The sequence below is a fragment of the Microbacterium sp. zg-Y818 genome (assembly GCF_030246905.1).
Classification (GTDB): Bacteria; Actinomycetota; Actinomycetes; order Actinomycetales; family Microbacteriaceae; genus Microbacterium.
Genome location: NZ_CP126741.1, coordinates 306,891 through 320,382, shown reverse-complemented (window position 1 = coordinate 320,382; position 13,492 = coordinate 306,891). Strand labels below are relative to the sequence as shown.

12 protein-coding genes are annotated in these 13,492 nt (G+C 71.7%); 3 read left to right on the top strand and 9 right to left on the bottom strand.

The genetic code is table 11. From position 1 onward, the window contains the following. Nucleotides 1-3: 3 nt before the first annotated feature. Nucleotides 4-636, bottom strand: a complete 633-nt coding sequence (locus QNO21_RS01395; protein ID WP_257519889.1) for a YitT family protein — start codon at nt 634-636, stop codon at nt 4-6. Nucleotides 637-732: 96 nt separating this feature from the next. On the opposite strand from QNO21_RS01395, the gene QNO21_RS01390 reads away from it, so the two are divergent. The 3 genes from QNO21_RS01390 (at nt 733) to QNO21_RS01380 (ending at nt 2,702) form a co-directional block, all read left to right on the top strand. Continuing rightward, on the top strand, nt 733-1,140 hold the full coding sequence (locus QNO21_RS01390; RefSeq protein ID WP_257515758.1) for a transferase: 408 nt from the start codon (nt 733-735) through the stop codon (nt 1,138-1,140). 195 nt (nt 1,141-1,335) lie between these two features. Further along, a complete protein-coding gene (locus QNO21_RS01385; protein WP_257519935.1) occupies nt 1,336-1,956 on the top strand; it encodes a LysR family substrate-binding domain-containing protein in 621 nt (206 codons plus the stop codon). Between the two features lie 20 nt (nt 1,957-1,976). Beyond that, complete coding sequence (locus tag QNO21_RS01380) at nt 1,977-2,702, top strand: glutamine amidotransferase-related protein (RefSeq protein WP_257515760.1); 726 nt, start codon at nt 1,977-1,979, stop codon at nt 2,700-2,702. A 29-nt stretch (nt 2,703-2,731) separates the two neighbouring features. Here QNO21_RS01380 and QNO21_RS01375 read toward each other — a convergent pair whose 3' ends face one another. From QNO21_RS01375 to xylB, 8 genes are all read right to left on the bottom strand, one after another. Continuing rightward, nucleotides 2,732-3,565: a TspO-related membrane protein gene (locus QNO21_RS01375; protein WP_257519888.1), complete on the bottom strand. Its 834-nt coding sequence runs from the start codon at nt 3,563-3,565 to the stop codon at nt 2,732-2,734. 57 nt (nt 3,566-3,622) lie between these two features. Beyond that, entirely contained in the window at nt 3,623-5,383 is a 1,761-nt protein-coding gene (gene treZ / locus QNO21_RS01370; RefSeq protein ID WP_257519887.1) for a malto-oligosyltrehalose trehalohydrolase, read from the bottom strand. Beyond that, entirely contained in the window at nt 5,380-7,749 is a 2,370-nt protein-coding gene (treY, locus tag QNO21_RS01365; protein WP_257519886.1) for a malto-oligosyltrehalose synthase, read from the bottom strand. The genes treZ and treY overlap by 4 nt, the downstream gene beginning before the upstream one ends. Next, the gene (gene glgX, locus QNO21_RS01360; RefSeq protein WP_257519885.1) at nt 7,746-9,956 is read right to left on the bottom strand and encodes a glycogen debranching protein GlgX; all 2,211 of its coding nucleotides are present in this window, start codon (nt 9,954-9,956) and stop codon (nt 7,746-7,748) included. The genes treY and glgX overlap by 4 nt, the downstream gene beginning before the upstream one ends. Before the next feature lie 70 nt (nt 9,957-10,026). Further along, on the bottom strand, nt 10,027-10,521 hold the full coding sequence (locus QNO21_RS01355) for a glutaminase (protein WP_257519884.1): 495 nt from the start codon (nt 10,519-10,521) through the stop codon (nt 10,027-10,029). After that, nucleotides 10,518-11,372 carry a transposase gene (locus QNO21_RS01350; RefSeq protein WP_257519883.1) on the bottom strand — a complete coding sequence of 285 codons (855 nt, stop codon included), beginning with the start codon at nt 11,370-11,372 and terminating at the stop codon, nt 10,518-10,520. Before QNO21_RS01350 ends, QNO21_RS01355 begins: the two co-directional genes overlap by 4 nt. A gap of 33 nt (nt 11,373-11,405) precedes the next feature. Continuing rightward, entirely contained in the window at nt 11,406-12,089 is a 684-nt protein-coding gene (locus QNO21_RS01345; protein WP_257516505.1) for a GTP pyrophosphokinase, read from the bottom strand. A 49-nt stretch (nt 12,090-12,138) separates the two neighbouring features. After that, entirely contained in the window at nt 12,139-13,461 is a 1,323-nt protein-coding gene (xylB, locus tag QNO21_RS01340; RefSeq protein ID WP_257519882.1) for a xylulokinase, read from the bottom strand. Nucleotides 13,462-13,492: the final 31 nt, after the last annotated feature.

The following is a 13,492-nucleotide window of genomic DNA, read 5'->3' as shown; positions in this document are numbered from 1 at the left end:
AGGTCACCGCCCGATGTAGCGCCCCGGGCGGTGGTTGAGCCCCAGCACGAGATTCAGCAGCACGGCACCTGCCGCGCTCATGAGGACGTTCGGCCAGGGCACCACGAAAAGCGCTGCCAGCACGACGAGGACATCGAAAACCATGAGCGTCCATCCGGCGCGGATGCCGGTGGCATCCTGCACGACGAGGGCGACGATGTTGAACCCGCCGAGGCTCCCGCCGTGGCGGAAGACGATGAGCAGTCCGATGCCGGCCATGAGGTTGCCGGCGAGGGTGCCGTAGACCGGGTTGAGTTCACCGACGACGAAGAACGTCTCGTGCACGACCGAGAAGCCCGACACCAGGGCGATGGCGACCATCGTGCGAAGGGTGAAGTCCCACCCCTTCTTCCACACCGCCAGCACGGCGAACGGCAGGTTGATGACGGCGAACAGCACCCAGAAAGGCACCTCCGACGCGAACCCCAGCAGCAGCGACAGTCCCGCGGTGCCGCCGGTCACCGCGTGCGAGGCGTTCAGCAGGTACAGCCCGAAGGATGCCGTGAACGTGCCGGTCAGCATGCCGAGCACATCCTCGCCGACGCCGTGCTTGGTCGTCTTCTCGTCGAACACCAGCGAGGGCCCTGTCTCGGTCACCCTCACATCCTCGCAGGACGACCAGGTGGGGGAATGAATAGGGGTAGGGCCGCGTTGTCTCTAGTCCGGCACCAGACGGTGTCGCAGGAGGGGATTGTGGGCAAGAACTACATCGACATCGAGAACGACCGCGGCGAGACGCTGCGCTATCGCAAGCACGTCAACGGGCGCGGATTGATCGCGCACGGAGCCAAGGTGCACGCGACCGCGCTGGTCGAAGCGGGCGCATATGTCGAACCCGGCGCGGAAGTCGCCGCGGGCGTACGCATCCGCCGCGGGGCGTGGATCGAGCCCGACGCGGTCATCGGGCCGAACTGCGAGATCGCAGAGCTCGCGCACGTCGGCTCAGGCGCCGCGATCGGCGCGGGAGCGAAGATCGGCATCCGCACGTCGGTCGGCGCGCACGCGCAGGTCGCCACCGGGTCGCTGATCGGCGACGGCGAGATCGTCGGCGACGGCGAGCGGGTCGCCACCGACCGCCGCGGGCTGCGCCTGGCCGCCTGAGATCCCTGTCTGCCGGCGGTCGCGTCAGGATGCCGACAGCGCCTGTCATGCCGTGACCGTGGCGGCTCGGGCTACTCTTCTGGAATGGCAAAAGGCGGCGGCGGACGATCCCATGGCGCACCCCGCCGACCCGCAGCTGCACGCTCGGCCGCAAAGCCCGCGCGTCGTCCGGCGCGGCCCGCACCGCCGCGTGCCGTGCCCGACGCGGAGCAGCGTGTTCCGCCCGGCCCGTTCCGACTCGGCGCGATCCCCGGCGCGACGCCCGGCAAGTGGATCGGCGCCTGGAAAGAGCGCATGCCGCACAACCCCCTCGACCTCGTGCCGCTGACGGTGGCAGGGCAAGCCGGCGCCCTCGCATCCGGTGAGGTCGACGCCGCCCTGGTCCGCACTCCCGTCGACGCGGACGGGCTCTCGGTCATTCCGCTCTACGAAGAGCGTCCGGTCGTCGTGTGCGCCGCCGACTCGCACCTCACCGCAGCTGACGAGCTGAGCCTCGACGACCTCGCCGGCGAGATCCTGATCGTCCCCCGTGACGCCGTGTTCGACATCGCCGTCCCCGGCGCCGTCTCCCCGGCGTTCGCACCGCCCGCCGACACCGCGGAGGCGGTGGAGACCGTGGCGGCCGGGGTCGGCATCGTCATCGTGCCGATGTCGCTGGCGCGGCTGCACCAGCGCCGCGACGTCACCTCGCGACCGCTGCGCGACGGACCGGTGTCACCGGTGGCCCTGGCCTGGCCGACAGAGGCGACCACCCCGCTCGTCGAGGCATTCATCGGCATCGTGCGCGGCCGCACCGCGAACTCCTCGCGCGGTTGACGCGCATCTAGAATCAACCCATGGCCCCGCTCGCGTACGTCTGCGTGCGTCCGCAGGCGGGCGCCGCGGCCGGCGAGTTCGCCTCGTTCCGCACGGCCATGCGGCGCGACGACCTCGCCCAGCTCGATCTCGTCCGCGAGCCGCTGCAAGACGACGTCTTCGACCGGTACGCGGGTTTCGTCGTCGGCGGCAGCCCGTTCAACCTCACCGATCCCCGCTCGACCAAGACCGACGTGCAGCTGCGCGTGGAGGCGGACCTCGAGCGCATCGCCGAGCGCGCGGCTGCGGCCGGAACGGCAGCCCTCTTCACCTGCTACGGCATCGGCATCGTCACCCGCATGCTCGGCGGAGAGGTCAGCCGGGCGTACCCCGAAGACACCGGTCCCGCATCGGTGACCCTGACCGGGGATGCCGCTCAGGACCCGCTCTTCGGCATGCTGGCCGACCGGTTCACGGCCCTCACCGCCCACAAGGAGGGTGCCGGCACGACGCCACCCTCGGCGACCCTGCTCGCGACGAACCCGGCGTGCCCGGTACAGGCCTACCGCGTGGGTGACCGGCTGTACGCCACTCAGTTCCACCCCGAGCCGACAGGGTCGGCCTTCACCGAACGCATGGCCGTCTACCGCGACGACGGATACTTCACCGCCGGCGATTTCGACGCGATCGCCGCCCGTGTGCTCGCGGCGTCACTGTCGGAACCCACGCGGCTGCTGCGGTCCTTCGCCGCCCGGTTCGCCGACTGACGCACCGGCCCGCCGCCGCAGCGCGACGATCAGGTGCGGTTGCGGGCGAAGCGGGCCGCGGTGACCGCGATGGGGGCGAGCACCACGACGGCAGCGGCGATCCAGGCGGCGATCGCGATCGGCTGACTCATCGGCTCGTCGCTCCAGCGGCCGATCCCGATCCAGGTCAGACCCCAGCCCATCGCCAGGCCCGGGGCGAGGCGGCCGCGGCCCCCGAGGGCGATGCCGATGCCGATGAGCGCGACCACGGTGATCACGGCGATGGCCACCGGATCCGCGGCTTCTGCCCACGACGCCGGCGCGATGGAGGTGAACCAGGCCGACGAGTTCGCGACGGTCGCCAGCGCCACCCAGCCGAGGTGCAGCCCTACCGTGATGTCGGTGAAAACGGCCTGACGCACGCCGCGCGGCGGCCGGCGCACCGCGAGGTGGAACGTCCAGCCGAGAGCGGCAAGGAGCAGCACGATGACGAGCACCGTGATCGGGAGGGTGGTGAACTGAGCGGCCACCAGCCACAGACCGTTGAGCACGGCGGTCAGCGCGATCCACCAGCCGAGCAGGCGCTGGCGGTCGTCTGCGCGCTGCGACGGCAGCGCCTGCCACACCGCGTAGGCGACCATCAGCACGTAGATGACGCTCCAGATCGAGAAGGCCTGGCTCGCCGGGGCGAGGTACGACGCGTCGGAGTCGAGGGCACCGCGCTGCAGATCCTCGACGGGTCGGCCGCCAAGAGCCCCCACGCCCACCACCGCGGCGATGAGCATGAAGCTCACCGCACTGATCACACCGACCTGCCGACCGAGGTCGGAAGGTCGCGACTGAGTGGGCGGGGCGGTCGTCCGTGATGCCGTGTCAGCGCTCATCGGTCCAGGCTAAACGCCACCGAGCCCATCGGCCCGGGGCTTGACAGCGCCGAGAGGTCAGCCCAGCGGCGGGGCGATCACCACCGCCGCCTCCGGTGCCACGGTGACCACGCCCGAAACCGGCGCGGCGCCGCAACGCTCGGGATCCGTGGCGAGCAGCACCGCGTCATCGGGTCCCGCCGAGGCGTGCCAAGGCTCCGCCGACAGGTTGACCAGCACCGTGAGCCGCCCGCGGCCGAGGCGGAACCGGCGGCCACCGGCGATCTCCACCGCATCGGCGGTGAGGTCGCCGAACGAGGGTTCGGTGAGCTCGGGCCGTTCCCGGCGCAGGCGCGCGAGGTCGCGGTACAGCTGCAGCAGTCGGCGGTGCGGCCCCGACGCTGCGTCGTCGGGGTCGATCTCGGACCAGTCCAGCTTCGAGCGCTCGAAGGTGGCCGGGTCGTTGGGATGCGGGACGAGCGACTCATCCCACCCCATGCGGGCGAACTCCTCGGTGCGCCCCTTCGCGGTCGCCTCGGCCAGCTCGGGCTCGGGATGCGACGTGAAGAACTGCCACGGGGTGGTCGCCCCCCACTCCTCACCCATGAACAGCATGGGCGTTCCGGGCGCGGTGAGTGTGAGCACCGCGGCGATCGCGAGGCGCTCGGGCGACAGCGTCGCCGTCAGCCGATCGCCGGCTGCGCGGTTGCCGATCTGGTCGTGGTCCTGGGCGAAGGTCACCAGGCGCCAGGCCGGCACCTCCTGCGGAATCGGATGCCCGTGGTCGCGGCCGCGGAACGACGAGTACGTGCCGTCGTGGAAGAACCCCCGCGTCCAGACCTTCGGCAGGGCCTCGAGAGCCGCGAAGTCCTCGTAATAGCCGGCCGTCTCACCGGTGAGGGCGACGTGAACGGCATGATGCCAGTCGTCGCTCCACTGCGCCGTCAGCCCGTAGCCGGCCGCCTCCCGAGGGAGGATCAGGGTGGGGTCGTTCATGTCGGACTCGGCGATGAGGGTGAGCGGGCGCCCGAGGTGGGCCGACAGCGCGTCGGCGGATTCGGCGAGCTCGCGCAGGATGTGCTTCGGGCCGTCGTCCAGCAGGGCGTGCACGGCGTCGAGGCGCAGACCGTCGACGTGGTGGTCGCGCAGCCACATCATGGCGTTCTCGACGATGTACGCCCGCACCGCCGGCTGGTCGAGGGCGACGCTGTCGCCCCAGGTGTTGCGACTGGCATCGCGCAGGTACGGCCCGAACTCCGGCAGGTAGTTGCCGCTGGGACCCAGGTGGTTGTACACGACGTCCTGGATGACGGCCAGACCCGCCGCGTGCGCGGCATCCACGAACCGCTGGTAGGCCGCGGGCCCGCCATACGCCTCGTGCACGGTGTACCAGAGCACGCCGTCGTAGCCCCAGTTGTGCACGCCGTTGAAGCCGTTGACCGGCAGCAGCTCGACGTGGGTGACGCCGATGTCGACGAGGTGTCCGAGACGGGCGATCGCGGCATCCAGGGTGCCCTCGGGCGTGAAGGTGCCGATGTGCATCTCGTAGATGACCCCACCGGCGAGCTGCCGTCCGGTCCACGCGGCATCCGTCCACGAGAACGCCGTCGGGTCGAAGTACGCCGACGCTTCGTGCACGCCCTCGGGCTGCCGCCGCGACCGCGGGTCGGGACGCAGGGCGTCGCCGTCGCCGAGCACGAACCCGTACCGGTCACCGTCTGCCAGCTCGACGTCGGCGGTCCACCAGCCGCCATCTGCCACGGCCAGCTCCACATCGGCCGTTCCCGGTCGGCGCAGCCGCACCCGTTCGGCCCTCGGCGCCCACACTTCCACGCTCATCGCGCATCCTCTCTCAGCAGGGCGACGGGGTACGTCCCCAGCAGGTCCGCCAGCGCGACCTGGCCGCCGGCGACGGTGCGACCGGTGATCTCATCGCGCCATGTGCCGGTCGGCAGCAGCACCGCGGTGTCGCCCCAGCCGCCTCGGCGGGCAAGGCCGACGGGCAGGCGGGTGGCGACGGTGACCGCGCCGCCACGGTCGAACGCGACGACGTGGTCGGATGCCGCTCCGACCGCCACCACCGGGCGGTACCGCGTGAAGAGCTCCGGCCGGTCACGGCGCAGCCGCAGCGCCCGCGACACCACGAGCATCTTGGCCGCGCCGGATTCGTCGACGGGCGGCATCCACCCGCCGTCGATGCGGCCGAGCAGGGCCCGACGGGCGTCGAAGTCCACCGCGCGCCGGTTGTCGGGGTCCACGAGCGAGGTCTCCCACAGCTCGGAGCCCTGGTAGACATCAGGGGTGCCCGGCGCGGTCAGCTGCACGAGCTTGGCCGACAGCGAGTTGACCCACCCGGCGCCGGAGACCTCGGCGACGAACTCCTCGACGAGTGGCCGTGCGGCACCGAAGGCGGCGTCCACGACGGCATGCATCCGCTCCTCGAAGGCGGGGTCCGGATCCCACCACCCGGTGCGCTCGGCCGCTTCACGGGCGGCCTTGTCGGCATAGGCGTGCAGGCGCTCGGGGCTCGCCGGCCACGAGCCGACGATGGCCTGCCACAGCAGCGAGTCGAAGGGACCGTGACCGCTGGATGCCACGGCGCGCAGCCGCTCGAGCACCTCGGCCCACCGGTCGGGCATCTCGGCGAGCACCGAGAGGCGGGCGCGCACGTCCTCGCCGCGCTTGGTGTCGTGCGTCGACAGCGACGTCATCGCGTGGGGCCACTGGGCGTGCCGCCGCGCCTGCGCGGCGTGGAACCCCTCGACGTCGAGCGAGAAGACCGACGGATCGCCGCCGACCTCGGTGAGGGTGCCCAACCGCGTCATGCGGTAAAACGCCGTGTCCTCCACGCCCTTGGCCATGACGGGACCGGTGGTCTGCATGAACCGCCGCGACAGCTCGGTGCCCGTTTCGGCGATGCGCTCGACGAGCAGCTGCGCGAGGTCGGCCAGATCGGGTCGGCGTCGCGCCGTCTCGGCGAAGGCATGGTCGAGGTGCTCGCGTCCTGCCGGCAGGTACGAGCGGTAGACCGGGAAGTTCGTCAGCAGCTCGGCGAGGGTGTCGATGAGCTCGGCGTCGGCGGCGTCGATGCGTGCCCCCGGCATGCCGCGCAGCACCCGCACCAGCCTGGCGATCTCGGACTGCTGGATGGTGTCGGCGATCATGCGCTTGGTGTCGTGCATGAGGTCGGCGTAGCCCGTGAGGGCCGCCACCCCCGTCTCGGCGCGCAAAGCGGCATCGAGCGCGTCCAGCCGGGCCTCGCCCGCGGGGTCGATGAGCACACGGTCGACCTCTGCCATGGCGTCGTAACCGGTGGTGCCGGTCGTCGCCCACCAGCCGGGCAGGGCCTCGGGGTGCTCGGTCGCGGCATGCTCGAGGATCTTCTCCACGAGCACCGGAATGCGACCGGCTGCCGCAGCCAGCATGTCGAGGTACGCCCCGGGGTCGGCCAGCCCGTCGGGGTGGTCGATGCGCAGGCCGTCGACGAGCCCTTCCCGCACCCAGCGGAGGATCTCGGCGTGCGCGGCGTCGAACACGTGCGGCAGCTCGACGCGCACACCGGCGAGGGTCGTGACGGCGAAGAAGCGGCGGTAGTTGAGCTCGGCGGCCTCGCGGCGCCAGAACATCAGCTCCCAGTGCTGCCGCTCGAGCACCGCGGCGACGTCGTTCGGGTCGATACCGTCGAGAGACCCGGGGGCCAGCGGCAGGGCGTGGTCGAAGTAGCGCACGAGCCCGGCATCCGCGTCGACGACCAGGTCGCCCGCGGCGAGCACCTCGTCGAGCTCGGCGCCGAGGATCGGCACGCGCACGCGGCCGCCGCCGTACTCCCAGTCGATGTCGAACGCGTCGGCGTGTGCGCTGCCCTGGCCGTGGCGCAGCACGTCCCACCACCACGGGTTCTCGGCCGGCTGCGAGATGCCCATGTGATTCGGGACGATGTCGACGAGGATCCCGAGCCCGGCGGCCCGCGCGGCCGAGACGAAGCGCTCGAGCGCTTCTGCGCCGCCGCGTGCCGGGTCGACCTGCGAAGGGTCGACGACGTCGTACCCGTGGTCGGAGCCGGGGGTCGCCTTCAGCAGCGGCGACAAGTAGGCCCAGTCCACCCCGAGGTCGCGCAGGTAGTCGGTGACACCGGCCGCCGCATCGAGGTCGAACGCCTCACGGATCTGCAGCCGATACGTCGAGACGGGCTGCCGCTCGGTCACCGGCCCGCCTCGCCCTTCGGCGCGGCGGCGGGGACCTCGTCGATCACGCCGGTGTTGGTCGCCAGCGACGCCGCGACGGAGTGATCCACCTCCTGCTCGGGGCCGGAGTGCTCGCGCAGCACGACGAGCGCCTTGCCGTACACCTGCACGGTGGCACCCGGGTCGATGGGAGCGCTGTCCGCCAGCTCACCGGCCGTGTCGACCATGACGTCCCAGCGCGGGGCGAACTCGGGGTCCGGGATGAAGAAGTCCACGGCCTCGTCGCCGGCGTTGAACAGCACGAGGAAATGCTGGTCGCGGATGGGTTCACCGCGCCGGTCGCGCTCGCGGATGCCGTTGCCGTTGAGGAACATGCCGATGGCGCGGCCGAAGCCGGAGTCCCAGTCGTCCGGCTGCATGCGCGTGCCGTCGGGGCGCAGCCACACGATGTCGGGGATGGGCGCGCCCTCTTCCTGGCGCACCGGGCGACCGTTGAAGAACCGGCTGCGCCGGAAGGCGGGGTGCTCGCGCCGCAGCCGGGCGAGAGCTGAGGTGAACTCCACGAGCGGCTGGTCCACGGCATCCCAGTGCACCCACGTCAGCTCGTTGTCCTGCGCGTAGCCGTTGTTGTTGCCCTGCTGCGTGCGGCCGAGCTCGTCGCCGTGCAGCAGCATCGGCACGCCCTGGCTCAGCAGCAGCGTCGCGATGAAGTTGCGCTGCTGGCGGGCTCGGGCCGTGAGGACCTCGGAGTCGTCGGTCGGGCCCTCGACGCCGAAGTTGGACGAGCGGTTGTGCGATTCGCCGTCGCGGCCGTCCTCGCCGTTGGCGTCGTTGTGCTTGTCGTTGTACGACACCAGATCGCGCAGGGTGAAGCCGTCGTGGGCGGTGACGAAGTTGATGGATGCCACCGGGCGCCGGCCCGAGTGCTCGTACAGGTCGGCGGAGCCGGTGATGCGCGACGCGAACTCGGCCAGGGCCTGGGGCTCGCCGCGCCAGAAGTCGCGCACCGTGTCGCGGTACTTGCCGTTCCACTCCGTCCACTGCGGGGGGAAGTTTCCCACCTGGTAGCCGCCGGGGCCGATGTCCCAGGGCTCTGCGATGAGCTTGACCTGCGAGACCACCGGATCCTGCTGCACGAGCTCGAAGAACGCCGCCAGCCGGTCGACGTCGTAGAACTCGCGGGCCAGCGTCGCCGCCAGGTCGAACCGGAACCCGTCGACGTGCATCTCGAGCACCCAGTAGCGCAGCGAATCCATGATCATCTGCAGGGTGTGGGGGCTCCCGACGTTGAGGCTGTTGCCGGTGCCGGTGTAGTCGGTGTAGTACCGCTTGTCGTCGTCTTCGAGGCGGTAGTAGGCCTCGTTGTCGATGCCGCGCATCGACAGCATGGGTCCGAGGTGGTTGCCCTCTGCGGTGTGGTTGTAGACGACGTCGAGGATGACCTCGATGCCGGCGGCGTGAAGGGCCCGCACCATGCCCTTGAACTCCTGCACCTGCTGGCCGCGCTGACCGGTGGCGGAGTAGGTGTTCTGCGGGGCGAAGAACGAGATGGTGTTGTAGCCCCAGTAGTTCGACAGCCCCTTGTCCTGAAGGGTGGAGTCGTTGACGAACTGGTGCACCGGCATGAGCTCGATCGCCGTTACCCCGAGCTTCTTGAGGTGCTCGATGATGACCGGGTGCGCGATGGCACTGTAAGTGCCGCGGATGTCCTCGGGGATGTCGGGGTGAAGCTGGGTGAGCCCCTTGACGTGCGCCTCGTAGATGAACGACTCCGCATACGGCGTCTTCGGCTGCCGGTCCCCCGACCAGTCGAAGAAGGGGTTGACCACGACGCCCTTCATCATCTGCGCGGCGGAGTCCGCGTCGTTGCGGCCGTCCGGGTCGCCGAAGGGGTAGCTGAAGACCTCCTGGCCCCACTTCACCTGCCCGTCGACGGCCTTGGCGTAGGGATCGAGCAGCAGCTTGTTCGGATTGAAGCGCTTGCCCGACGCCGGGTCGTACGGCCCGTGCACGCGGTAGCCGTAGCGCTGGCCCGGCTGCACGTTGGGCAGATACGCGTGCCACACGAAGGCATCGACGTCGACGAGTTCGACGCGCGTCTCCTTGCCCCGATCGCCGAAGAGGCAGAGTTCGACGCGCTCGGCGCCTTCGCTGAAGAGCGCGAAGTTCGTTCCGTTACCGTCGAACGTCGCGCCCAGTGGATACGCAGAGCCTGGCCATGAATGCACGGGGCAACACTAGACCGACGAAAACTCCCCCCGGAGGACTTGACAAACGCACCCGCGCACCCCGGTTTGCTCAGGACGCCCCCTGGGGCGGCTGCCGCAGCAGCTCGATGCGTTCGGCGAGGTAGTCCTCGAGCGGCCGGTAGCCGCCCGCCGCGCTCCAGCGCACGCTGGGCACCCCGTCGCGCATCGACAGAGGACCGGATGCCTCGCCCCGCGCGACGGCGTCGAGGTCGAGCATCCGCCATCCGATGTGCACGACCTCCCCCTCGGCGAACCCGCCTCGGAAGGCGGCCGCCTGTCGCTCCGCCCGCTCGCGCTGCGACTGGGCCGTGTAGCCGCGCCGCACCTCCTGCCGGGCGCGCACGATCTCTCCGATGGCCAGCACCGCGTCATCGGTTACGAGCAGCACTCCCAGGTGCCAGCCGTCGCCGACCGGTGTGACGCGGGGCGCGCGGGCGAAGCCGAGCACGCGCCGCACCGTGAGTGGCGATCCGAGGCGCTCGCGCGGTGCGCCGGCCAGGCGGCGGCGGGCGTCGGTGAAGACGTCGTGGACGGAGCCGGTCATGAGGGCGCCCCGCCCGCCTCGTCGAGAGCTGCCTGCGCCGTTTCGGTGGCGCGCCGCGCGGCGCGCGCCGCGGTGGCCGCCTGCTCGCGCTCGGTCTCTGCCGCCGCCACGGCCGACTGCGCGGTGGCGGCGTCGGCGCGGATGCGCTCGAGATCGGCGCGCAGGTCGGCCTCGCGCTCGGCGAGGTGATCCGCACGCTCCCGCGCCTTCTGCACCGTCGCCTCGACGCGGGCGAGCCGGCGGTCGGCCTCGGACGCCCCACGCTCCGCCTCGCGCACCGCCTTCTCGGCCGCGCGGCGCGCCCGGCGCTGAGCCAGGTCGTCGCGGGGCGGGGCGGGCCGTTCCGCCACCCCCGGGATCGAGCCGCCCACGGCGTCGGTCAGATCCACCGGGTCCACCCCCGTCGCCGCCAGCGGGCGCACGAGGCGTCCCGTCATCACGGCGGCGGCCGCCGCCGGGTCGCGCACGGCCGCATCGATGGTCGATTCCACGTCCGAGGCGGCGGCGTCACTCACCGAGACGCCGCGATCGCGGGCGAGGTCGACCGCCTGACGCGACAGCGCGGCGACAAGGGCGCGGCGCTGCCGGCTCAGGCGGGTCATCTCCGCGGCATCCAGGTCGTCCTGCGCCTCGCGCAGCGCCGCGGCGAGGTCCAGCGCCTCCCCCAGCTGCCCCTCCTGGACGAGCAGGTCGACCGCGTAGGCGGCCACGACAGGTTTGCGCAGGTTGCGCACGGCCTTCGCCAGTGGGGGCTCGGCCGCGGCGGCGCGCGCGTTGCGGGCGGCGGTGAACTCCGCCGGGGGCAGGGCGTACAGCTGCGCCGCCACGTCGTCGAGATCCTCGTGCGCCACCCGCCCATTCTGCCCGGACGCGGGCGAGGCCGCTCAGACGGCGCGCATGTGCGGCGGGCGCGCCGGGCCGTGCAGCTCCTGGTGCAGGCGCTGCATCCGCTCATCGAGCGCCGAGGCGGAGTCTGCGGCATCCTTCAGCTCGGCCAGCAGCGAATCGGGCACCTGCCGGTCGTACTTGTAGTAGATCTTGTGCTCGAGGCTCGCCCAGAAATCCATCGCGATCGTGCGGAACTGGATCTCCACCGGCACCTGCACCGGGCCGGTCGAGAGGTACACCGGCACGGAGACGATCGCGTGCAGGCTCTTGTATCCGTTGGGCTTGGGCTCGGCGATGTAGTCCTTGACCGCCATCACGGTGATGTCCGGCTGCGCGGTGAGCAGGTCGAAAAGGCGATAGGCGTCGGCGCGGAAGCTGCAGGTGATGCGCACCCCGGCGACGTCGGTGATGTGTGCCCGGATGCTGTCGAAGTCGGCCTCGATGCCCTTGCGCGCGACCTTCGCCACCAGGCTGTCGGGGGACTTGACCCGGCTGCTCACGTGCTCGATCGGGTTGTAGTCGTGCATGTGCGAGAACTCCTCGCGCAGGATCGAGATCTTCGTCTCGACCTCGTGCAGACCGAAGCGGTACTCCAGGAGGAACCGCTGCAGGTCGTCGCGCAACTCCCGCAGCTGCTGAGCCGACAGGGACACGGGCTGCTCGCCCACCGGGATGGCCATGCCCCCGACCCTACGGGGCCGCCTGAGGCGTCTGCTGTGAACCGCCGCGTCAGCCGGCGACGAGCCCCGCCGCCTGCCGGGCGGCGCCGAGGGCGACGTACTCCCCCGGTGCGGGGGCCTCCACCGGCATGCCGAACACCAGCGGGGCGATCTCGCGCACCGCCTGCGACCGCGCACCGCCGCCGATCAGCAGGGCGCGCTGCGGCTCGACGCCGAGCCCGCGCAGGGCATCGAGCCCCGCGGCCAGGCCGGAGAGCATGCCCTCCACTGCGGCCCGCGCAAGGTTCTCGCGGGTCGTGGATGCCAGCGTCATGCCGGTCAGCGACGCCGTGGCGTCGGGCAGATTGGGAGTGCGCTCGCCCTCGAAGTAGGGCACGAGGGTCAGCCCGCCCGCCCCCGGCGCGGCGGCGAGCGCCAGTCGCGACAGCTCGTCGTGGTCGACGTTCAGCAGCCGGCCGATCGCGTCGAGCACGCGCGCGGCGTTCATGGTCGCCACCAGCGGCAGGAAGTGGCCGTCGGCGGAGGCGAAGCCGGCCACCGTGCCGGTGGGGTCCACCGTGCGCTCGGAGGTGACGGCGAACACCGTGCCGCTCGTGCCGATCGACACGACGACGTCGCCGGTGCGCGCGCCCGCGCCCAGAGCGGCCGCGGCGTTGTCGCCGGCGCCGGCACCCACGAGCCGCCCATCGGCGTCGGTCACGCTGTCGCGCGGCCCGAGCACGCGGGGCAGCACGACGTCGTGGCCGAGCGCGGCGACGAGCATCTCGCGGTCGTAGCCACCGGTCTCGGGGTCCCAGTATCCGGTGCCCGACGCGTCGGAGCGGTCGGTCACGAGCTCTTCGAGCACCGGGCCGAGGCGCGATTCGCCCGCCGGACCGAAGCCCCGCAGCCGCCAGGTGAGCCAGTCGTGCGGGAGCGCGACGGCCGCCACGCGGGCGGCGTTGTCGGGCTCGTGGTCGCGCAGCCACCGCAGCTTGGTGATGGTGAACGATGCCACCGGCACGAGGCCGGTGCGCCGGGCGAGCTCTTCGGCGCCGAACTCCGCGATGAGGTCCGCCGCCGCGCCCGCCGAGCGGGTGTCGTTCCACAGCAGCGCGTCGCGGACGACGCGCCCGTCGGCGTCGAGGGCGACCATGCCGTGCTGCTGACCGCCGACCGCCCACGCCGCCACGGCGTCCGGTGCTCCGGGAACGCCCAGGCCCCCAGCATCCGCGATCGCGGCCTGCAGCGCCTCCCACCACGCGGCGGGGTCCACGCTCGTGCCGTCGGGGTGCGCGGCGCGCCCCTCCCGCACGATCGCCCCGGTGGCGGCGTCGGTCACGACGACCTTGCACGACTGCGTCGACGAATCGACACCCATCACCAGCGTCATGCCGGCATCCTCTCTGTGGTGCCCGACGGCA

Bases quoted from the DNA above. Each gene is read 5' to 3' on its own strand.
- QNO21_RS01380 (WP_257515760.1), top strand. From the start codon at position 1,977: ATGGCCCCGCTCGCGTACGTCTGCGTGCGTCCGCAGGCGGGCGCCGCG.
- QNO21_RS01375 (WP_257519888.1), bottom strand. From the start codon at position 3,565: ATGAGCGCTGACACGGCATCACGGACGACCGCCCCGCCCACTCAGTCG.
- treZ (WP_257519887.1), bottom strand. From the start codon at position 5,383: ATGAGCGTGGAAGTGTGGGCGCCGAGGGCCGAACGGGTGCGGCTGCGC.
- QNO21_RS01355 (WP_257519884.1), bottom strand. From the start codon at position 10,521: ATGACCGGCTCCGTCCACGACGTCTTCACCGACGCCCGCCGCCGCCTG.
- QNO21_RS01345 (WP_257516505.1), bottom strand. From the start codon at position 12,089: ATGGCCATCCCGGTGGGCGAGCAGCCCGTGTCCCTGTCGGCTCAGCAG.
- xylB (WP_257519882.1), bottom strand. From the start codon at position 13,461: ATGACGCTGGTGATGGGTGTCGATTCGTCGACGCAGTCGTGCAAGGTC.